Source organism: Pseudomonas sp. BCRC 81390 (assembly GCF_030341915.1).
GTDB lineage: Bacteria > Pseudomonadota > Gammaproteobacteria > Pseudomonadales > Pseudomonadaceae > Aquipseudomonas.
This window is the reverse complement of sequence record NZ_JATAAG010000025.1, coordinates 1-21,208: the sequence shown is the minus strand read 5'-3', so window position 1 is coordinate 21,208 and position 21,208 is coordinate 1. Positions and strand designations below refer to the sequence as shown.

The following is a 21,208-nucleotide window of genomic DNA, read 5'->3' as shown; positions in this document are numbered from 1 at the left end:
AGTGCCGCTCGACAGGGCAATGCTCAACCTGTGGGAGCGGCTTTAGCCGCGAACAAGGGCGCAGCCCTTGCCATGCGGGCACCGTATCAGAGGGTTTGCATCATCTTGCGCACGCCGGCCACATGGCGCCGGCTGACGGTCAGGGCATCGCCGTCCAGGCCCTTCAGGTACAGCTGGAAATGCCCCAGCGGGGTGCGCTGCAGGCGTTCGATACGTTCGCGGGCGACCAGCGCGTTGCGGTGGATACGCACGAAGCGTTCACCAAATTCGTCCTCCAGGGCCTTGAGCGGCTCGTCGAGCAGCACTTCCCCGGCTTCATGGCGCAAAGTCACGTACTTGTGGTCGGCAATGAAATAGATCACCTGGGGCAACGGGATCAGCTCGATGCCTTTACGGGTACGGGCACTGATGTGGCTGCGCGGCCCGCCCCCTTCATGGCCCGGCCGGGTGAGCGCGGCCAACTGGGCGCGATTGGGTTTTTCGGCCTTGCGCAAGGCGTCACGCAGAGCCTGGGCCTGGAAAGGCTTGGTCACATGGCTGAGGGCGCTGTCCTTGAATGCCTCGGCACCGTATTCATCGTCCCCGGTGCAAAACACCACCGCCGGCGGCGCCTCGCGTTCGCACAAGCGAGCAGCGACCTGCAGGCCATCCAGGCCTGGCATGCCGATGTCCAGCAGGACCACGTCGGGCTTGAGGCTATCGATCAGCGCCAGGGCCTCCTCGCCGTTGGTGGCGCTAGGCTCCAGCACGGTGTAGCCCTCCAGTTCGCCGAGCAGCCGGCTGAGGCGCTCACGGCCTTGGGGTTCGTCATCAACGATCAGGACATTCATAATTGCGCTGGATTCCTGAATGAGTCTCGCACAGGTATAGCGTAGACAGGTGTGGTTCGAGCGACACTGCGGTCAGGCTCTAGACCGGTGCGATGGCCAAAGATTCATTCGGCAGGCAGATTCACTGCCAGTCCTCTGTCCAACTGTAGACGGTCCGTGGAACACTGCCGTTCATTCCATGAAATCGTTGTTCGCGGTTTTCCCGCATTTCTCACGACCAGCGCCCTGCGGCGCCCGGCACAACCCTGCTATCATCCGCGCCACTTCCTTCGTTCACGCCTGCAATGAGTGAATCCATGAGCACCGACAAGACCAATCAGTCCTGGGGCGGCCGCTTCAGTGAGCCCGTCGACGCCTTCGTCGCCCGTTTCACCGCCTCGGTCGATTTCGACAAGCGCCTGTACCGCCACGACATCATGGGTTCGATCGCCCATGCCACCATGCTGGCGCAGGTCGGCGTGCTCAGCGATGCCGAGCGCGACACCATCATCGATGGCCTGAAGACCATCCAGGGTGAGATCGAAGCCGGCACCTTCGACTGGCGCGTCGACCTCGAAGACGTGCACATGAACATCGAGGCACGCCTGACCGACCGCATCGGCATCACCGGCAAGAAGCTGCACACCGGCCGTAGCCGCAATGACCAGGTGGCCACCGACATCCGCTTGTGGCTGCGTGACGAGATCGACCTGATCCTGGCCGAGATCACCCGCCTGCAGCAGGGCCTGCTGGAACAGGCCGAGCGTGAAGCCGAAACCATCATGCCCGGCTTCACTCACCTGCAGACGGCACAACCGGTAACCTTCGGCCATCACCTGCTGGCCTGGTTCGAAATGCTCAGCCGCGACTACGAGCGCCTGGTCGACTGCCGCAAGCGTGCCAACCGCATGCCGTTGGGCAGCGCCGCGCTGGCCGGCACTACCTACCCGATCGACCGTGAACTGACCTGCAAGCTGCTGGGCTTCGAAGCCGTGGCCGGCAACTCGCTGGACGGCGTGTCGGACCGTGACTTCGCCATCGAATTCTGTGCAGCGGCCAGCGTGGCGATGATGCACCTGTCGCGCTTCTCCGAAGAGCTGGTGCTGTGGACCAGCGCGCAATTCCAGTTCATCGACCTGCCAGACCGCTTCTGCACCGGCAGCTCGATCATGCCGCAGAAAAAGAACCCCGACGTGCCGGAACTGGTACGGGGCAAGAGCGGCCGAGTGTTCGGCGCGCTGACCGGCCTGCTGACCCTGATGAAAGGCCAGCCGCTGGCCTACAACAAGGACAACCAGGAAGACAAGGAGCCGCTGTTCGACGCCGCCGACACCCTGCGCGACTCGCTGCGTGCCTTTGCCGACATGATCCCGGCGATCAAGCCCAAACACGCCATCATGCGCGAAGCGGCCCTGCGCGGTTTCTCCACCGCCACCGACCTGGCCGACTACCTGGTACGCCGTGGCCTGCCGTTCCGTGATTGCCACGAGATCGTTGGCCATGCAGTGAAATATGGCGTGGACACCGGCAAGGACCTGGCCGAGATGAGCCTGGACGAACTGCGCCAGTTCAGCGACCAGATCGAGCAGGACGTGTTTGCCGTGCTGACCCTGGAAGGCTCGGTGAATGCCCGTAACCACATTGGTGGCACCGCACCGGCGCAGGTGCGTGCGGCCGTCGCCCGCGGCAAGGCGTTGCTGGCTTCGCGTTAAGGCCCATTGCGAGGGCTTCGCCCTTGTTCGCGGGTAACCCCGCTCCCACAGGTATTGCACAGGCTTCAAAAGCAGTGCTGTAGCTGTGGGAGCGGGTTTACCCGCGAATGCCCCAACCCTGTTCTCAGCGTTTTCCGCTACGAATCATCTCCATGAAGGCTGGCATCGCCGCCTCCTTGTCCGCCACGATCCGCGCCATGTGCGGGTTGTCGCCCATCAGCTGCAGCAACGCCCTGGCTTGTGGGAAGTCTTCCAGGAAGTCGATGTTCAGCACTTTCTTGCCCACCGCACAGGCCAGGTCCACCGAGAAGCAGAACATCAGGTCTGCCAGCGACAGTTGCTCGCCCGCCACATAGGGTGCAAAGCGGCCGTTGCGCTTGAGCGTGGCAAACCCGGCCAGCAGGTCGGCACGCGCCCTTTCCTTGATCAGCGGCTCCACCGGCATGCCAAAGAACGATTCGGCGTAGCAGGTACGCGCCGGCAGCTCGATGTACAGCTCGATTTCCTTGAGCAGCTCGCGCACCTTGGCCTGGCCGAACGGGTCGGCCGGCAGCAACGCCTTGCCGCCCTGGGTCTGCTCGATATAGTCGAGGATCACATTGGTTTCGCTGAGGTAGCCATGTTCGGTCTGCAACACCGGCACCTTGCCCCGTGGGCTCACTTCCAGCGCCTGCGGCGCCTGGCCGCCATAGAAGGTGACCTCCTCGAAGGGCAGGCCTTTTTCCAGCAGGGCCAGCTTGACCATGTTGTAGTAGTTGCTGACCGCGAATCCATGAAGCTTGAGCATGAGGTAACAGCCTCCAGGCCGTAAGGGGTTGGCCTGGCTTTTATAGACCGATCACCAGCCCCTTGACCAGTGTCATGCGCCCCGTCAATGCCCGGGCATTGCCGCCACAGGCGTGGCACACTGTGCATCCCATCACAGGAGTACCGCCATGAGCGAGCCCACCGACATCGACAATGACGACGACGAAGCCTTCGCCGAGGCGACGCTGACCCAGGCCATCGAAAACCAGATTGAAAGCGGCGAGCCGCCTGCGGCCAAGGCCACCTTCAACAAGCTGACCCTGGTCGGCTATGCGCGCGAAGACATTCTCAACCTGATGGCCCATGTGCTGGCCTTCGAGATCGACAACATGCTGGTGGAAGACCGGGCGTTCGACAGCGAGTGGTATGAAAGCGCGTTGCGGGCACTGCCGGAGTTGCCGCCTGAGATGGATCAAGGCGACGACGAATAACCCGTCTACACTCCAGGATCAGGCACCGTCAACGGTGCCGCCATCCTTGTCTGGAAGTCAGGAGTCGCCATGTCCTTCACCCCCGATCTGATCGCCGAACTGGAAGTGCTCGCGCTGTTCAAGCATGACAGCAGCCAGGAAGGTATCAAGATTCACAAGAACGCCTCGCCTGCCCTGGTTGCCGCTGCGCAACGCCTTTATGAAAAGGGCCTGACCGATCAACCTGATGGCGGCTACCTGACCAGCCTGGGTCATGACGCCGTTGAAAGTGTGCAACTGTTGCAGAACATCCTCAAGGCGCCACAGCCGGCCTGAGCCAAGATTTGCACGGGGCCGCGCTGCGGCCCCAATCAGTTAGCCACCGCCCTGCGTTTTTCGGCCAGGCGTGAGCGCCCGTACAGGAACACAACGGCCAGCAAGGCCACGGCCTGCGCCGACAGCGAGTAGGCATCGGCGTGGATCCCCAGCCAATCGAACTCGAAGAACGCCACTGGCCGGGTACCCAGCACCCCGGCTTCCTGCAGCGCCTTCACGCCGTGCCCGGCGAATACCACCGACAGGGCACACAGCAGCCCGGCGTTTATGCTGAAGAACAGCGACAACGGCAGCTTGGCCGAACCCCGCAGGATCACCCAGGCCAAGCCCACCAGCAACACCAGCGCCGTGGCGCCACCCGCCAGCACCGCCTGGTGCCCGCCCGGGCCTGCCTGCAGCCACAGGGTCTCGTAGAACAGGATCACTTCGAACAGTTCGCGGTACACCGAGAAAAAGGCCAGCACGGCAAAACCGAAGCGCCCGCCGCCACTGACCAGGCTGCTCTTGATGTAGTCCTGCCAAGCGGCGGCGTGGCGGCGATCGTGCATCCACACGCCCAGCCACAGCACCATCACCGCTGCGAACAGCGCCGTGCAGCCTTCCAGCAGCTCACGCTGGGCGCCGCCCACGTCGATCACATAGGCGGCCAAGGCCCAGGTGGCAAAGCCGGCCACCAGCGCCAGGCCCCAGCCCATGTTGACGCTGCGCACCGCCGATTGCTGGCCGGTGTTGCGCAGGAAGGCCAGGATCGCCGCCAGGACCAGGATCGCCTCCAGGCCTTCGCGCAGCAGGATCAACAACCCGGAGACGAAGCTCAACGACCAGCTCAAGCCATCGCTGCCCAGCAGCTTGGCCGCCTGTTCGAGCTTGGCCTTGGCTTCGCCCAGGCGTAGTTCGGCCTGGGCAACAGGCGAGCCGTCCTGCAATGCCTGGCGGTAGGCCATCAGGGTTTTTTCGGTGTCCTTGCGCGCCTGGGTATCGATGTTGTCCAGTGAGCTTTCCACCAGCTCGAAGCCTTCCAGGTAGGCCGCCACCGACAGGTCATAGGCCTGGTCGTGATCACCTGCACGGTAGGCAGCCAGGCTCTTGTCGAGGGTACTGGCGGTGTACGCGAGCAATTGCGCCGGGCCACGCTTGACCTGGGGTGGCTGCGCGCGCTGGGCGCGGAACGCTTCGACAACGGCATTGCCTTCGCTGGCGGCGACTTCGGCTGGGGTCTGGCGGGCCAGGTCGGCAATGTTCCAGGTCTTGTCGCCTTTGCCGGCTTCCGGCTTGGCGGTGAAGCTGGCGATATAGGCGGCCACGTCCCAGCGCTGGCGATCATCCAGCTGGTCGGCGAACGACGGCATCTCGGTGCCGTCGATACCCAGGGCCAGGGTGTTATAGAGGTCGAACAGGCTCAACTGGTCGAGTCGCGCGACATCGCGCAGGTTGGCGGGCGCCGGCTCCAGGCCCACGCCCGCCGGGCCGTCGCCGGCGCCAGTGTCACCGTGGCAGATAGAGCAATTTTGCGCGTACAGCGCCGCGCCACGGGCTGGGTCCGGGGTAATCACCGGGGCCTGGCTGACCTCGTAGGCAACTGCCAGGCGTGCGCCCAGCTGACGGGCCTGCTTGGCTACCGCTGCACCATCCTGGCGTTGGTCGATGGCTTGGCGCAGCGCCTGCACGCCCTGTTCCAGGGCCGCTTGCTCGGCGTGTGCAGGCAGGCCTTTGACCAGGTCGGCCAGCACCGCGCTGAACTCCTGTTGCTCGCGGTATTCGCCATCGTCGATCACCTTGCCGTCCTGCACGGTCGGTGGGTAGTCGGCGCCAATGTAGTCGAGCAAATGCAGCGCCTTGGTGGCCTCGGCGGGGGCTTCGGCCAGCGCCAGGGTACTGCACAGCGCCAGCACCGGACCGAGTACCAAAGCAGGCAGCCAGGCAAGCAGACGGGAACGGATAATCATGGCCAGTCTCAAGGGGAATGCGAAAGAGAACATTGTTCACTTCCACTTTGCTTCGCTCAAGGGCTGGGGGTGGATTTCATGAAAAATCTTGAGACAAATCAGATGAAGGGAGGATGGGAATGACGGCTGGGCAACGCAGTGGATTCTTGAGGTGCTTGGCGGGAGATTGGGTGGGGGCTGACAGTGCCTGCCTGCTCTTTCCCGATCTCCCGTAAAAAACCTCACAACTTCACTGCTTCCCAGCCTCCTTCCACCCGCCACCCAACGCCAGGAATACACCAATCTGCCCCAACACCACCTGGCTATTGGCTGCCGCCAGCTGCGCGCGCATGTCGGTATAGGTGCGCGTTGCCTGCAAGTCCGCCAGGAACGACTCACGCCCTGCCTGGTAATAGCGGTGGGTCTGGTCGGCCGCGTCCTTGGCCGACCTCTCCGCCTCGGCCAGCGCGTCGCGCCGGTCCAGCAAGGCACTGTACTGCGCCAGGCGGGTCTGGGTTTCGCGGATGGCGTTCAGCACCACCCCGTCGAAGTTCGCCAAGGCTGCCTGGGTCGAGGCTTCAGCCATGCGAATGCGGGCACGGGTGCCGTTGGTGGGGATGGTCCAGCTGACCTGCGGGCCAAAGCCCCAGCGGTTGGTCGAGGGCTCGCCAAGGTTGTCGACGAGACCGATGGTGCCGACCTGGGCGCCGATGCTGATATCCGGGTACAACGCGCCGGTGGCGACACCGATGTTGGCAGTGGCAGCGGCCAGCTGGCGTTCGGCCTGGCGCACGTCAGGGCGGCGTTTGAGCAGGGCTGCACCATCACCCACCGGCACCAGTTGGTCCAGGTGCGGCAACTCGGCACAATCGGCGGTGCCGGCGGGCAGCTGCTCCACCGGCTTGGCCAACAAGGCCGCCAGGGTGTACATGCCGGCCTCGCGTTCGGCCTTGAAGCGGGGCAGCTCGGCGCGCAAGGACTTGAACTGGGTCTGCGAGCGGGTGACCTGGGTTTCATCGCCACGGCCGGCATCACGCAGGCGTTGAGTGAGCTTGACGCTTTGTTCCTGCAGGTCGAGCGACTCGCGGGCGATCTGGTATTCCTCGTTGGCCGAGCAAACTTGGGTATAGGCCTTGACCACGTCTGCCACCAGGGTGATGCGGGCGGTATCGGCCGCGGCCTGGACAGCATCGGCATTGGCCTTGGCGGCCTCGGTGCCGCGTTTGAAGGTGCCCCACAGGTCGAACTGGTACGAGGCGCTGATGATCGCCTCACCGATATTCGCCACCGGCACTTTCTCGGGCAGCAGGAAGGCTTCGCCAGACTCCTGCAGGCGCTGGGCGCCGAGTTTGACGCCGCCGTTGAAGCCACCTTGCGACTCGGCCACTTCGACCTGCGCGCGGGCCTTGGCGATGTTGGCAGCGGCCACGCGCAGTTCGCTGTTGGCACTCAGGGCCTGGCGCACCAGCTCGTTCAGCCGCGGGTCCTGATACAACTGCCACCAGTCCTCAGGCACCGGCGCCGACACCACGCTGCCAGCATCCTGGCGCAACGGGCCATTGAGGTCGCTGCGCTGCACCGCGGCATCCTTCGGCACCTGGTAGTCGGGGCCAACCATCATGCAGGCCCCCAGCGACAGGCACAGGCCGGCCAGGATCAACCGTTTCATGGATGCTGGCCCTCGATGATCGACACCGTGGCGGTTCGCCCGGCGATCATGCGGAAGTCCTGCGGCACCTCATCGAAGGCGATGCGTACCGGAATACGCTGGGCCAGGCGCACCCAGCTGAACGCCGGGTTGACGTTGGGCAGCAGGTTGGCACCGCTGCTGCGGTCGCGGTCTTCGATGCCGGCCGCAAAGCTCTGCACATGGCCGCTCAGGCGGGTGTTGTCGCCCATGACCCGGATATCCACGGCATCGCCAATGTGGATACCGCCCAGCTTGGTTTCCTCGAAGTAACCGTCGACGTGGTACGAGGCGCTATCGACCACCGACAGCACCGGCCGGCCAGCGGTGACAAATTCATGGTTACGCGGCGCACGGTCGTTGAGGTAGCCGTCCACCGGGCTGCGCACCACCGAACGGTCAAGGTTGAGCTGGGCGCTATCGACCGCCACTTGCGCCTCGCTGACCGCCGAGCGGGCACGGGCTTCGCGGGACTGGCTTTCTTCCAGTTGCTCGGCGGCCACCAGGTTGCCCAGTTTGCGATTGCGCTGTGCCTCGCGGGAAGCCTGGGCCAGGGTTTCCTGGCGCTCGGCCAGGGTCGCCTTGGCCTGGCGCAGGGCCAGGGTGAAGCGGTCCTGATCGATGGTGAACAGCACATCGCCGCGCTTGACGGTCTGGTTGTCGCGCACCTCGACCTTCTGGATCAGCCCGGAAACGTCCGGGGCGATCTGGATCACGTCGGCGCGGATGTGGCCATCGCGGGTCCACGGGGCGAACAGGTAGTAGACCACCATCTGCCACACGAGCACGGCGGCGAAGCTCACTACCAGCAAGGTCAGGACCACACGGCCCAAGGTCAGCAAAGGTTTTTTCATGGCAGCATCAGGTTTCGGCAAAAGTGGTCCACCGCGCCAAGCAGCACGGCATACAAGGCAACGTTGAACAATGCCCGGTGCCAGACCAGGCGGTAGAAATGCACGCGCACCAGCACCGCGTGCACCCCGAGGAACAGCAGGTAGGTGCCAAACATCATCACCAGCAGCGTGGGCAGGAATACCCCGCTGATATCCAGTTCACCAATCACAGGGGCGCTCCGTCGAGTCCGGGGGGCAGTTGCGGCTGTTCGGCGGGTTCGAGCATCACCTCGACACCCGGCAGCAGCGCCAGGCGCAGGCCGCTCAAGGCATGCAGCAGGTGGGTGCGGGCATCGCCGCGCTCGTACAGTTCATCGAGGTTCAGCGCCAGGCGCGCGCGCTCCATGTTGCGCAGCAACGCGGCGGGCGCATGCAGGCGCTCACCGGTGCGCAGGCAGGCAGCGTAATGCGCGCCGACTTCCTCGATCACGGTGCTTAGGCGCTCACGGGCCTGCTGGCCGGCCCGCGGCATGTAGGCCAGCAGGTCCAGCAGGTTGAGCCCGACGCGCAGGTCACGCAGTGCCACGCCGCTATCCTGGCCAGTCTGCGACAGGCGCGGCAGGTGCTGCATCAGGCGGTCGAGCATCTGCACACCCACGTGGCGGTGTTCGGCAAGGGTGGCCGGTTCGGTCATTTCGACGATGTCGCGCCAGGCGAAGCGGGTCATGCGCTTGGCCGCCAGCTCCACGCCGAACGGGCGCATCACCAGGGTCCAGATGAAGGCGAACAGCAAGCCGACGGGGCCGGCGAGGTTGGAGTTGAGGAAGGTGAAGAAATCCGCGTCGTAGGCGCCCTGGATGCTGATGAACGTCGAGGTGTTGACGATGGTCAGCAGGGTGCCAAGGTAGAAACGCGGCTGCACGGTCAGGGTGCCGACGCAGATGAATGGCACGGCAAAGGCCAGCACCAGCATCGGGAAATCATGCAGGTTCGGCAGTACCAGGAACAGGTAGAGGCTGGAGAAGATGACCGACATCAGGGTCCAGAAGAAGAACCTGTAGATCTGCGGCGCCGGGTCGTCCATGGCGGCGAAGAAGCTGCATGACACGGCGGCGAGAATGACCGCGCTGGCCCCGTCGTTCCAGCCCAGGCCGATCCACAGGCCACAGGCGACAATGATGGCCAGCACGGTGGAGGCCACCGAATACAGCATCAACCCGCGGTCGAAGAACGCTGTCAGGCGGCCCAGGCGCCAGTGGCGGTACACCGCGCGCCAGGGTTGGGCATCGTCGCTGCGCAAGGCGTGCTGCAGGCTGCAGCAGTCCTGCCACAGGTCGGCCCATTCCGTCAGGCGATACAGGGCGTTGGACAGCAGCAACTCGGCACGTTGGTCGAGGGCTGCGGCGCCGGGCTGCAGGCGCTCGATCTGCTCGTGCAGGGCGGCCCAGCGGGCGGGCGAAGCGCTGTCGGCGGTGCCCTTGAGCCATTCGCGGGCGGCCTCCAGCAGCGGTCGCAACTGGGCGAACTTCTCCGGGGCACGGCCTTCGAGAGCGACCAGTGCGTCATCGAGAGCGTCGATCACCGGGAGCAGGTGGATCATGCGCCCGCGCAATTCACGAGCATTCTTCAGGGTATGCGGGCCGGCCCCTTCATGGCCGAGCTGACCGATCATCAGTTCCAGCGAGTTGAAAGTGGTGACCATCGTGCCGCGCAGGCTACCCACCTGGTCGGCACTGGCCTGACGGGCGAGGTAGGTATCGCTGTAGCGGATCGCCTCGCTGAACCAGGTACTGGTGGCACCGACCATCACCGGCGCCAGCCGGCGCGGCCAGAAGATCGCCCCGACCACCGCTGCGCAGACGATTCCCAGGCAGATTTCCTGGGCACGGGAAGACGCCACGTCAAACACTGCCAACGGGTTGTCGACCACCGCCAGGGCGATCATCGGCAAGGTGTAGCCCGCCAGCATCAGCACGTAATTGTTGGCGGTGCGCAGATTCAGCGAAAGGAACAACAAGGTGCCGGTCCACAGGGCGATGGCGATACTCAGCAGCAACGGCGACTGCACCAGCGGCGGCACCAGGAAAATCGCCCCGCCGGCGCCAAGCAGCGTCCCCACGGCACGGTACAGGGCCTTGGAGCTGGTCGGCCCAAGGAAAGGGCTGGAGACGATGTACACCGTGGCCATGGCCCAATAGGGGCGCGGCAGCTGCATGAGCAGGGCGATGTACAGGGCGATCATCGAGGCGGCGAAGGTACGCACGCCATAGAACCAGTCGCGGGCCGGCGGCACCGAGCTGAAGAAACCGTTCATGCGGCCTCGCCTGTACTGCCCAGGCCGGCAGCTTCGAAAGCACGCAGCACGCGCAAGGCGGCTTCCAGGTCGGCCTGGTCGATACGCTGCAGCACCTCTCGACGCAGGCGCACCAGCTCGGCTTCGATGGATTCGGCCAGGGCGCGGCCTTCAACGGTCAGGCTCAGGGCCTTTGCACGGCGATCCAGCGGGTCTTCGCTGCGGCATACCAGGCCAGCCTTGCACAGCTGGTCGAGCAGACGCACCAGCGACGGGCTTTCCAGACCCGCAGCCTGGGCCACGGCAACCTGGTGCACACCGTCGCCCAGACGCACGATCATCAGCAGGGGCGTGGCGCAGGCCTCGGAGATGCCGTAACCGGTCAGGGCGGTGTGGCAGATGCGCCGCCAATGCCGGGCGGCAACCACCATGCCGCTGCTGACTTGCAGGCGCAGAAGATCAAGGGACATTGAGGAAAACCAAGGATATTCATAGTTTGCTAACTATCAATATACGCTTGGCCCTCCCCCTGTCGTCAACCAGCGGTGACGGATAGCCTGGGTGAAATGTTGTTCATGCTTTTTGTCAGTACCGGCCTGAGCAGGACAACTCAGGGCTGAATCTGGTCTTCCAGCTTCATGGTCAACGCCAACGTGCTGCCCATCTGTACTGCCCGGTCGCGCCACTCCTGGTACCGCACCTCGTCACGGCTGCTGAAGTGCACCGTCAGTTCCTCGGCAGCCTGCACCACACCCGCCGCTGCCGCCAATTCCAGCCAGTACAGCGCAGCCTTGATATCGGCTTCCACGTACAAACCGTGCATCAACCGGTACCCCACCTCGAAACGGCAACGCGCCTCTCCGCGCTCGGCACCGCGCAGGAACCACTGGTAGGCCTGCACCAGGTCGACCTGCCACTGCAGTTCGCCATCGCACACCTCTTCCTCGTACAGGTCGCCCAACGCGGCGGCGGCGTGCAGCAGGCCGCGCTCGAAGGCCTGGCGGTAGCACTCCGCCGCCTGCACATAGGAGGGTTCGATGCCTTTGCCGAAGTAATGCTGTTGCCCGAGGTTGAACCAGGCCGCGGCATTGCCCTGCAGGGCGGCCATGCGCAACAGGTGGCCGGCCAGCACGGTATCGGCACGCCAGTACTTGCCGTTGAGCCAGATCCAGCCGAGGTCATTGAGCGCCGCCACGTTGCCTTGCAGCGCCTGGCGGCGCAGGTCGGCATATACCGCCTGTACGTCGCTGGCCTCGTCCAGGCGGCTGATCAGTAGCGAGCGCTGGCTGGGCAGCCCCACCCCGGCAAACAACCGCTGTCGCCTCCCGACAGCAATCGGTGGGGCGATGACCCGCTCGGGCAGGAGACGGGCAAGCAGCGAATGGATATTGCTGGCAGCAGACATGTTCATCCTCATTGAACGACGCACAACCCCAACCTTCGGCTGTGATGAGGCGTGATTCTGCGTGACGACACGTCAAAACCTGTCGCGAACGAATCGGCACCTGGCAACCAAATGCGACTTCCTTGATCTGAGCAGGCTGTGGCCAATTGCCATACCCCACGCCTGCCGCCATCCTATTGCGGCAAGCCTAGACAAGGACGTTACCTTTTGCCGTTCGCCACTACCCGCGCCACCCTCAGCCGTCAGTGGGCGCTGCTGCGCCAGCTGCCCAGCCGCTCTCCAGGCATTACCAGCGCCGAGCTGGTCTGGCGCCTGCGTGACGTAGGCTTCACCGTCAGCAAACGTACCATCGAACGCGACCTCAACGAGCTGTCGCTGATCTTTCCGCTGGAGCGTAATGACAAGAGCATTCCGTTTGGCTGGCACTGGTCGGCCAGCGCCGTGGGCGAATTGCGCGGCAATTTCGATCTGCTGACCCACCTGCGCGGCGATGCGTTGCAACCGGCACGGGGTGAGGGGGTCGAGCTGGTGGCACGGATCAGCGATGCACTGGCGCGGCAATTGCGCGATGCGCCGCTGAGTAGCGACATGCAGTTGACGGCGCTGGAACACGGGCATCGGATGCGGGCCACGGTGAGTGATGGCTGGCCGCTGCGCTGGTGGCTGTTGAGCCATGGCGATGGGGTGGTGGTGGAGCAGCCTGCCGGCTTGCGCGAGGAGATCGGCAAGATACTCAGCAATGCGGCTGCGCAGTACCAGAATTCCTAGCCTGTACCGGCCTCTTCGCGGGTGAGCCCTCGAAATGGCCGGTACAGGCTTGCTCGCTAGCGCTGCATCCCCCATCGCCGCACGGTCAGCCGCTCCAGGGTATTGAACACCAGCCCTTCCACCAGCAGGCCAATCAGGATCACCACCGCCAAGCCGGCGAATACCTTGTCGGTGTAGAGCTCGTTGCGGTTCTGAAAGATGTACCAGCCCAACCCGCCTTTGCCGCTGCTGGCTCCGAATACCAGTTCGGCGGCGATCAGGGTGCGCCAGGCAAATGCCCAGCCGATCTTCAACCCCGACAGGATCGAAGGCAGCGCCGCCGGCACCAGGATGTGCAGCACCAGCCGCAGCCCTTTCAGGCCATAGTTGCGACCGGCCATGCGCAGCGTCTCCGACACGCCGAGGAAGCCCGCATAGGTGTTTAGCGCCAAGGCCCATAGCACCGAGTGCACCAGCACGAAAATCAGGCTGTTGTCACCCAGCCCGAACCAGAGCAAGGCCAATGGCAGCAGGGCAATCGCCGGCAGCGGGTTGAACATCGAGGTCAGTGTGCCCAGCAGGTCGCGCCCCAACTGGGTCGACACCGCCAGGCTGGTCAGGCCGAAGGCCAGGACGATGCCCAGCACATAACCCTTGAGCAAAATCACCAGCGAGACACCGACCTTGGCCGGCAGTTCACCGCTGAACAGGCCGTCCCACAAGGCAACTGCGGTTTGCAGGAAGCTCGGCAGCAACAGGTCATTGGCCTGGTAGCGGGCCACGGCCTCCCAGAGCACGGCAATCACCAGCAGGATGACCGCCTTGCGCAGCCAGCCTTGCTGCCACAGACGCTGCACCAAAGGCAGTTGACGTTCCACGGGCACACTGAGCAAAGGCTGCAGCTGCACTTCGTATTCCTGGCGAACAGGTGTAGTGGTCATGGCTGAAAGCTCCTGTCAGTAGGCGATACGGATATCGTTGAAGCCAAGGTCGCCAGCCGGTTCCGGCGCGTCCGCCTCGTCGAACAGCAAACGGTGGATGCGCCGGGCACTGGCCTGGAAATCGCTGCCGCCGAGGCTGCCCAGGTCGTACTGGTGGCTGTGCACTTCGGCCCGTACCCGCCCTGGGTGGGGCGACAACAGCAGGATACGGTTGCCGACCACCAGCGCTTCTTCGATGGAGTGGGTGACGAACAGCAAGGTGAAACGCACCTCCTCCCACAACAGCAACAGCTCTTCCTGCATCTTGCGTCGGGTCAGCGCATCGAGTGCGGCAAACGGCTCATCCATCAGCAGGATCTTTGGCTGCGTGGCCAAGGCTCGGGCGATGGCCACGCGGGCCTTCATGCCGCCCGACAGGGTGTGCGGGTAGGCATCGGCGAACGCGGCCAGGCCGACCTTGTCCAGGTAATGCAGCGCCCGCTCCTCGGCCTCCACACGCTTGAGCTGGCCGGACACCAGCAGCGGGAACATGACGTTCTGCTTCACCGTCTTCCATGGCGGCAACTGGTCGAACTCCTGGAATACTACGATGCGATCAGGGCCCGGGCCTCTGACTGCCTGGCCCTGCAGCAGGATCTGCCCTTCCTGGGGCGAAATGAAGCCGGCCACCGCCTTGAGCAAGGTGGACTTGCCACAGCCAGAGGGGCCGAGCAGCACGAACCGGTCGGCACGGTCGACTTCGAAGCTGACCTGGTGGGTGGCGCGCACCACGCGTTGCGCGGTGCGGTATTCGAGGCTGAGGTTGTCCACCTTGAGCAAAGGCGGCGTAGCGACACGGCTCAGGTTGCTGGCCGTGTGGCCTGGCAATGGGGCGGTCATGATCGGTCAGCTCCCCTGCAGTGGGCGTTCATCCTGGAAGAAGTAGTCCTTCCACGATTCCGGCTTGTGCTTGATGGCGCCTACCCGATAGAGGAAGTCGGCCAGCTTGTAGGTGTTTTTTGGCGTGATGGTGAATTCGTACTGCGGGTTGTCGATCAGCTTGATCAGCGTGTCGCGGTCGATCTTGGCCTTGGTCACGCGGATATAGGTGTCGGCAGCGGCCGCCTTGTCGTTCTGGGCGAAGTCGGCAGCCTCGGCCAGCGCATCGACGAAGGCCTTGTAGGTCTTGGGGTTGTCCTTGCGGAATTTCTCGGTGGCAAACAGCAGCGTCGGCGAGTTGGGGCCGAGCAGGTCGTAGCTGTTGAGCACCACGTGCACGGCCTTGTTGGCCAGCACCTGGTCCTGGAACGGCGGGTTGGAGAAATGCCCGTTCAACTCGGTGCCGCCGGCCAGCAGCGCGGCAGTGGCATCCGGGTGCGGCACGGCCAGGGTGTACTTGTCGAGGCGGTCGTATTGCTTGTCACCCCACTGTTGCGCGGCAGCGTACTGCAGGAAGCGCGACTGCACCGAAACGCCTACCGCCGGCACGGCGATGCGGTCCTTGTCGGAGATGTCGGCGATGGTCTTGACGTTGGGGTTGCTGCTGACCAGGTAATACGGGAAGTTGCCCAGCGAGGCCACAGCCTTGACGTTCTGCCGGCCCTGGGTACGGTCCCACACCGTCAGCAACGGGCCGACGCCAGCGCCGGCGATGTCCACCGAGCCGGACAGCAGGGCGTCGTTGATGGCTGACCCACCGGACAGCTGGGCCCAGTCGACTTCGATGTCGATGCCCTGCGCCTTGCCATGTTTTTCAATCAGGTGCTGGTCACGCACCACGTTAAGCAGCAGGTAGACGATACCGAACTGCTCGGCGATGCGAATCTTGCCTTCTGCCTGCGCCGCAGCAGGGGCGGCCAGGCTGCCGACAACCAGGCTCGCGCCCAGGCCGATGCTTGCCGCCAGGCGGCTGATGGATTTGCGCATGTTGGGTTCCTCAGTCGTCAGAACGGGGCATCGCCCTGGATGGTGGTGCGGTACAGCTTGCGGCGCAGGTGTGCGGGGCAGCCGGTGGCCAGGTGGATCAGCGAGCGGTTGTCCCAGAACACCAGGTCGTGGGGCTGCCACTGGTGGCGGTAGATGTTCTGTTCCAGCACGCTGAGGGCATACAGCTGTTGCAGCACGTCGCGGCTTTCGTCGTCTGGCAGGCCGACGATGCGGGTGGTGAAGCCTTCACTGACGAACAGCGCCTTGCGGCCGTTTTCCGGGTGAGTACGGACGACCGGGTGGATGACTTCCTGAACTTGCGCCAACTGCTCTGCGGTCAGGGCCGGGCGCCAGTTGCCTTCGAACTTGGTCTCGGCATAACGGGCCGTGTAGGAGTGCGCGGCACTGCGTCCCTCGACCACCTTGCGCAAGGCTTCGGGAACGGCGTCCCAGGCCTTGTGCATGTCGGCGAACAGGGTATCGCCGCCCTCGCTGGGCAGCTCCTGGGCATGCAGCATGGAGCCGAGGCTCGGCAGTTCCTTGTACGACAGGTCCGAATGCCAGAACTTGCCGGCATCGCCCAAGCCGATGTTGCGACCGTCCTCGATGATGTTGGATACGATCAGAATCTCGGGGTGGCCGGCGAGCAGGAACTGCTTGAGCACGTGGATCTGCAACTCGCCGAAACGGCGGCTGAAGGCGATCTGCTGCTCGGGGCTGATGCGCTGGTCGCGGAACACCAGCACATGGTGGTCGAGGTGGGCACGATGGATACGGGCGAAATCCTCGAGGTTGACCGGCTGGGTCAGGTCCAGGCCGATGATCTCGGCGCCGGGTACACCGGCGAACGGGCGGATTTCGAAGCGTTGCGGCTGGGCGCTGTCGATAATCGACAAGGCGTTCGAGGCGGCTGACATGTTTCACTCCCACGCAGTGCGCGACCTCAATGGCGCGCAACGATCAGAAACGCACGGGGATTTCCCGTGTGGGTTCAAGTCGTGCGGCGCGCCGATTGGTCGACGGGTACGCAGTGGAAGCGACTATAAAGGCATAAAAGAAATAATTTAAATATCTTTAGTGAATAACCATAGCACCGGTATTTGTCCTCAGATCAGGCCGCCATGCTCTTCTTCCTCGATAAGGTTGTTCAGGCTGCTTAGCGCCTTGCGCGCTGTGGAGCGGTTGAGCAGCTTGGCCTGGGCCCCCGGGGGCAGGTCAGTGATCTTGAATACACCCTTTGCAGTCAGGACGTCGATCAGGTCCTCGAGCACACGGATCATGTCCAGATCGCTTTGCTTGAGCTGGTTGAGGCTGTTTTCCACAATGTCATCGGCGAACCAGGCCTGGATATCGGCATGGTCGGCAGGGAGCATTTCTGTGAACTCGTCGAAAGCGGCTGCTTCTACCCGCCGCAACTGGCCGGCAGCATCGCGTTGCACATAGAACATGGCGTCCCTCGTCACATTGGTTCCTTGGTGGTAGACAGCAGCATAGGCAAAGATTGCCGGGCACGCAGGCACGGCGCCAGAGTATGCGCTGTCGCAGGTTTGCGGGAAAGATCTGCAGGCGCGGGCTTGTGTCGCCGAAGGGCCGCAAGGCGGCCCCGGGATTTCAACATGCTTGCCGAAATCCCGGGGCCGCTCCGCAGCCCTTTCGCGACCCCGGGACGCTGCTGCAGCGAGTGCGCCTGCCGGCTCGTCGCTATCAGCTGTCCTTGTTGTGGATGATGATGGTCGGGTCAGCACCGCTGATCAACGAGTTGATCGTGGTGTTGGACCAGTTCACCCCTTCCAGCTTGATGGTGACGTCGGCGTTGGCGATACCCCCTTCGGCGTTCAGCTTGCCTTCGCTGCTGACTTGCAGCGTTGTCGTGCCTTCCACCGTGGTGAGCTTCAGGTAGTTGTCGATGGTGCTGCCCTTCTCGCCCTGCAGCAGGTCCTTCAGGTCGATCCGGTCGCCCTCGGCCACCTTGAAGTCCTTGATCACATCGTTGCCGATGTCACCCGCCTTCCACACGAAGGTATCGGCACCGCTTCCGCCGATCAGGATATCGTTACCCTGGCCACCGATGAGGGTGTCGTTGCCGGTACCGCCCAGCAGGATGTCGTTACCTTTGCCACCATCCAGCGTGTCGTTACCACCCTGGCCAAAGAGGATGTCATTGCCATTGCCGCCCGACAGGAAGTCGTGGCCGTCGTTGGCACCGGAAATATCGAACTCGTTGTAGTGCTCGGTAATGTACTGGTGGACATTGCTGGTGGTGACGGCACTGGCTTCGACACCGCTCTTCTGCGCCACGTACGTCTGCAACGCCTGGTAGCCTTCGCTGACGACACCGTTGAGGGTAATCAGGTCACCGAAGATGATGTCGTTGCCGTTGCCGCCATCAAGGCTGTCAGCGCCCGGCAAGGTCGCCTCGGAATGGCCGAGAATCGCCTTGGCCAGGTCGGACGGATCGATGCCTGCCTGAGGCTTGCCAGCAGAGTCGTACGGTTTCAGATCGTTCAGCGTGACATCGCTGTTCAAGCCAATCGCCTGCACTTTGCTCACGCCATTGGTGCCACCCAGCAGGCTGAAGCTCGCGGTAGTGCCTGCTGCCGACTCCTGGTAGTTCCAGTACTCACCGTAGCCCGAACCGTCCAGGCTGGAGAACTCGTAGGTGCCGTCGCCCTGGGCATGCAAGGTGCCGACGGTGCTGGTGGACTGCAGCACCAATTCACCCCGCTTGTTCTCGCTGTAGGTCAGCACCTTGACCGAGCCACTGCTGCTGATCTCGACTTTGTGAGTGGCGTCGGCCCAAACGCTGAAGGTGTCACCAAGCTTGTAGTTGTTGACGTTGACCACGTCATCCAGGTACTTGCCGTTGGTCCACAGCCGCGGGTTGGTGCTCTCCCCGCTCTGGTAGTAGGTCGGCTTGCCGTCGGTGATGAAGTAGGTCAGGTTCTCGGCATTGGTGTTACCGCTGGCCATGGTGCTCTTGAAGAAGTTGGCCGCGGCCTTGAACACGTCTTCGTAGTTGGTACCACCACCGCTCGCCATGGAGTTCAACACGGTCTGCAGCTTGCTCAAGGCATTCGGGTCGGCAAGGTTCACCGCCACGTTCTGCTTGACCTGGGTGTCGAAGTCGACCAGGAAGATGTTGACCGTGCCCGACGTATCCGAACCCAGGCTGGCTTTGAGCGTATTGAACACCGAGGCGAGCTGGGTCTTCGCATCGGAAAGCGACTTGTCGCTCATGCTGCCCGAGCTGTCGACGATAAAGGCAATGTTGTAGTTCTTGCCTTGAACCACGTTCAGGCCGGATACGTCGGCGACCATGATGTCGTTGCCTTCGCTGCCGGTCATCGCATCGTTGCCCGAAGTACCCACGTTGGCTTTGTAGGTCGCGGCGTAGACGGTCACCGGAATATTGCCGGTGGTGACAGCAGAACCGCCCACGCTTTCGGTCGCGACCGAAGTGACCGTGATGTCGAACGAACCTTTGAAGTAGGCCGGCGGAGTCAGTGTCAGGCTGCTGAGTTTCCAGCCGGTCACGTCTACCGGGCCCGTACCGACCGTGACAGTGTGGCCTGCGCCATCGCTCAGCACGGTGCCTTTCGGAATGCCGCTGAGGGATACGCTCAGGCTTTCGGAACCGTCGGTATCGGTCAGCGCTGTCGAGATACCGACCAGTTTCACCGAGCCGCCTTCCGGCCCTTCATTGAGCTTGTAGCCGTCGTAATAGCTCTGGCCATTGACGGTGTGCAGGTCGGACACGCCCAGGCCGGCATTGGCCATCTCGGTCACGTTCTGGTACATCTTGATGTTCGAGCTGCTCAGGTCGGTAACCGCACCCGAGCCGACCTGGATGTTCAGGTCATAGCTGCCTGGCCCGCTCTGGTTGGCATGATAGACCTCGATCGGGTAGTAGCCACTGGTGTTCGGAGTAAAGCTGCCCGAAACCTGGCCACCCGCACCCCAGGTGGCCGTGACCACGGTCTTGCCACCAATGGTGACCACGAAGCTGTCGTCGGCGGTGCCGCTGAAGTTATAGGTCTTGCCGGCTTCCAGATAGATCAGGCCCGACGTTTTCGAGCCGGTGCCAGCACTGACGCTGCCATCGGACTGCACGTTGGTGGTGGTGCTGCTGGCGTTGGCGTTGCCGGAGTTGGCAAAGACTGTCTTCAGCGAGTCGCCGGTAATGCCATTACCGTCGGTACCCAGGCCTTTGAGGCTGGTCCACACTTCCTTGGTCAGGCCTTTGGACTCGATCTCGGCGCTGCCGAAGCTCAGGGTTGGCTTGTCGGCAACCGGGCTGATATCGACCTTCATGGTCACTTCACTGCCCAGGTTGGTGCCATCGTTCGGCTTGAACTTGAACTGCGCGTAGTCGGCCTGCTGGTTACCTACGCCATTCCCACCGTAGTTGTCAGTACCCGACTGGTTGAGGGCCGGTACGAACTTGAGGTTGTTGGCGGTGATGTCAGCCTGGCTGACGACCTGGCCAACGGCCACGTTCACCCATGTTGTACCGTTGAAGAACTGCAGGGTACCGGCAGCCGGCAGCGAGGTAATCGTCACGGACAAGCCGGTGTTGGCATCGGCATCAGTGACCTTGAAATCACTCCAGGCAAACACGTAGGCGGTGTCTTCCACGCCAAACACTGCACCGCCAGGCGAAACCGGCAGGTGGTCATTGTCGAGGATGGAAGTGGTCACGCTGGCATTGCCGCTGTCGACCTTCAGGTTCTCGAAACCGCCACCGGTGGCGCTTTCGATCTTCACGGTGAAGTTCTCGGTACCCTCGACAAGCTTGTCGTCGATGGTCGCGATGTCGAATGAGGTGCCAGTGCTGTTGGCCGGGATCTTCACGGTGGTGACACCGGTGAAGTCCTCGCCATTCTTGGCGGTGCCAGTATAGCTGAGGGTAATGGTGACCTCAGACTTCGACGGGTTGCCCAGGATCAGCGTGTAGTGGCCGGTTTCACCTTCGGTCAGCGACGTGCTACCGCTGATGCCGACCGTGGTGACATCGCCCTGGCCGCTTGGTTCATCGGTCACGATGGTGCTGACCGGGGTCTTGTCCAGGGTCAGTTGTTCGAACTTGCCGACGTCGGTGCCGCTGACCGATGCGATCGACTTGATCACTGGATCATTGGCGCCTGCGTAGACGTTGTCCGGAGCGGTGACCGTGACCGAACCGGTCGTGCCATTGGCGGGCACAGTAATGGTTTTGCCGTCGCTCAGCGTAAAGGTCAGTGCCGAGTGGTTGTTGATCGGCAGACCGTCTTTGTTGGTCAGGGTTACGGTGTAAGTAATTACGCCGCCTTCGGTAACCGAAGGAGTCGCAGTCAGCTTGGCCACCACTTCGTCAGTGGTGTCGGTGACCTGAACCTTGGCCGCACCGCCCAGCTGCAGG

General features: G+C 63.3%; 19 protein-coding genes. 4 read left to right on the top strand and 15 right to left on the bottom strand.

Annotated features, from left to right (window positions below):
- Positions 1 to 86 precede the first annotated feature (86 nt).
- A complete protein-coding gene (locus tag QSV36_RS10905) occupies positions 87 to 830 on the bottom strand; it encodes a LytR/AlgR family response regulator transcription factor (protein WP_289131599.1) in 744 nt (247 codons plus the stop codon).
- A gap of 296 nt (positions 831 to 1,126) precedes the next feature.
- Between QSV36_RS10905 and argH the strand changes: the two genes are divergently transcribed.
- On the top strand, positions 1,127 to 2,521 hold the full coding sequence (gene argH / locus QSV36_RS10900) for an argininosuccinate lyase (protein ID WP_025337274.1): 1,395 nt from the start codon (positions 1,127 to 1,129) through the stop codon (positions 2,519 to 2,521).
- Positions 2,522 to 2,645: 124 nt separating this feature from the next.
- On the opposite strand, the gene QSV36_RS10895 is transcribed toward argH, so the two are convergent.
- Positions 2,646 to 3,308, bottom strand: coding sequence for a glutathione S-transferase (locus QSV36_RS10895; RefSeq protein ID WP_289131598.1), 663 nt, complete (start codon positions 3,306 to 3,308; stop codon positions 2,646 to 2,648).
- Between the two features lie 148 nt (positions 3,309 to 3,456).
- Between QSV36_RS10895 and QSV36_RS10890 the strand changes: the two genes are divergently transcribed.
- Entirely contained in the window at positions 3,457 to 3,759 is a 303-nt protein-coding gene (locus QSV36_RS10890) for a hypothetical protein (RefSeq protein WP_186687761.1), read from the top strand.
- Between the two features lie 69 nt (positions 3,760 to 3,828).
- On the top strand, positions 3,829 to 4,074 hold the full coding sequence (locus QSV36_RS10885; protein WP_289131597.1) for a TIGR02647 family protein: 246 nt from the start codon (positions 3,829 to 3,831) through the stop codon (positions 4,072 to 4,074).
- Positions 4,075 to 4,109: 35 nt separating this feature from the next.
- Here QSV36_RS10885 and QSV36_RS10880 read toward each other — a convergent pair whose 3' ends face one another.
- From QSV36_RS10880 to QSV36_RS10850, 7 genes are all read right to left on the bottom strand, one after another.
- The gene (locus QSV36_RS10880; RefSeq protein ID WP_289131596.1) at positions 4,110 to 6,053 is read right to left on the bottom strand and encodes an FTR1 family protein; all 1,944 of its coding nucleotides are present in this window, start codon (positions 6,051 to 6,053) and stop codon (positions 4,110 to 4,112) included.
- A 196-nt stretch (positions 6,054 to 6,249) separates the two neighbouring features.
- Positions 6,250 to 7,668: an efflux transporter outer membrane subunit gene (locus tag QSV36_RS10875; protein WP_289131595.1), complete on the bottom strand. Its 1,419-nt coding sequence runs from the start codon at positions 7,666 to 7,668 to the stop codon at positions 6,250 to 6,252.
- A complete protein-coding gene (locus QSV36_RS10870; RefSeq protein ID WP_289131594.1) occupies positions 7,665 to 8,540 on the bottom strand; it encodes an efflux RND transporter periplasmic adaptor subunit in 876 nt (291 codons plus the stop codon). The genes QSV36_RS10875 and QSV36_RS10870 overlap by 4 nt, the downstream gene beginning before the upstream one ends.
- Entirely contained in the window at positions 8,537 to 8,749 is a 213-nt protein-coding gene (locus tag QSV36_RS10865; RefSeq protein ID WP_114169105.1) for a DUF1656 domain-containing protein, read from the bottom strand. The genes QSV36_RS10870 and QSV36_RS10865 overlap by 4 nt, the downstream gene beginning before the upstream one ends.
- Positions 8,746 to 10,833 (bottom strand): FUSC family protein, encoded by a 2,088-nt coding sequence (locus tag QSV36_RS10860; RefSeq protein ID WP_289131593.1) that lies wholly within the window; start codon positions 10,831 to 10,833, stop codon positions 8,746 to 8,748. Before QSV36_RS10860 ends, QSV36_RS10865 begins: the two co-directional genes overlap by 4 nt.
- Positions 10,830 to 11,282, bottom strand: a complete 453-nt coding sequence (locus QSV36_RS10855) for a MarR family winged helix-turn-helix transcriptional regulator (protein WP_289131592.1) — start codon at positions 11,280 to 11,282, stop codon at positions 10,830 to 10,832. Before QSV36_RS10855 ends, QSV36_RS10860 begins: the two co-directional genes overlap by 4 nt.
- A 140-nt stretch (positions 11,283 to 11,422) precedes the next feature.
- The gene (locus QSV36_RS10850; RefSeq protein ID WP_289131591.1) at positions 11,423 to 12,217 is read right to left on the bottom strand and encodes a tetratricopeptide repeat protein; all 795 of its coding nucleotides are present in this window, start codon (positions 12,215 to 12,217) and stop codon (positions 11,423 to 11,425) included.
- 207 nt (positions 12,218 to 12,424) lie between these two features.
- On the opposite strand from QSV36_RS10850, the gene QSV36_RS10845 reads away from it, so the two are divergent.
- A complete protein-coding gene (locus tag QSV36_RS10845; protein WP_289131590.1) occupies positions 12,425 to 12,985 on the top strand; it encodes a WYL domain-containing protein in 561 nt (186 codons plus the stop codon).
- 56 nt (positions 12,986 to 13,041) lie between these two features.
- Here the strand turns inward: QSV36_RS10845 and QSV36_RS10840 are convergent, their stop codons facing one another.
- The 6 genes from QSV36_RS10840 to QSV36_RS10815 form a co-directional block, all read right to left on the bottom strand.
- Positions 13,042 to 13,905, bottom strand: coding sequence for an ABC transporter permease (locus QSV36_RS10840; protein WP_289131589.1), 864 nt, complete (start codon positions 13,903 to 13,905; stop codon positions 13,042 to 13,044).
- 15 nt (positions 13,906 to 13,920) lie between these two features.
- Positions 13,921 to 14,784 carry an ABC transporter ATP-binding protein gene (locus tag QSV36_RS10835; RefSeq protein ID WP_289131588.1) on the bottom strand — a complete coding sequence of 288 codons (864 nt, stop codon included), beginning with the start codon at positions 14,782 to 14,784 and terminating at the stop codon, positions 13,921 to 13,923.
- Positions 14,785 to 14,790: 6 nt separating this feature from the next.
- Positions 14,791 to 15,810 carry an ABC transporter substrate-binding protein gene (locus QSV36_RS10830; protein WP_186687795.1) on the bottom strand — a complete coding sequence of 340 codons (1,020 nt, stop codon included), beginning with the start codon at positions 15,808 to 15,810 and terminating at the stop codon, positions 14,791 to 14,793.
- Between the two features lie 17 nt (positions 15,811 to 15,827).
- Positions 15,828 to 16,727: a TauD/TfdA dioxygenase family protein gene (locus tag QSV36_RS10825; protein ID WP_289131587.1), complete on the bottom strand. Its 900-nt coding sequence runs from the start codon at positions 16,725 to 16,727 to the stop codon at positions 15,828 to 15,830.
- 189 nt (positions 16,728 to 16,916) lie between these two features.
- A complete protein-coding gene (locus QSV36_RS10820) occupies positions 16,917 to 17,258 on the bottom strand; it encodes a tryptophan synthase subunit beta (protein WP_289131850.1) in 342 nt (113 codons plus the stop codon).
- Positions 17,259 to 17,514: 256 nt separating this feature from the next.
- Positions 17,515 to 21,208, bottom strand: a 3,694-nt coding sequence (locus tag QSV36_RS10815) for an immunoglobulin-like domain-containing protein (protein WP_502945667.1), incomplete at its 5' end; no start/stop codon positions are given.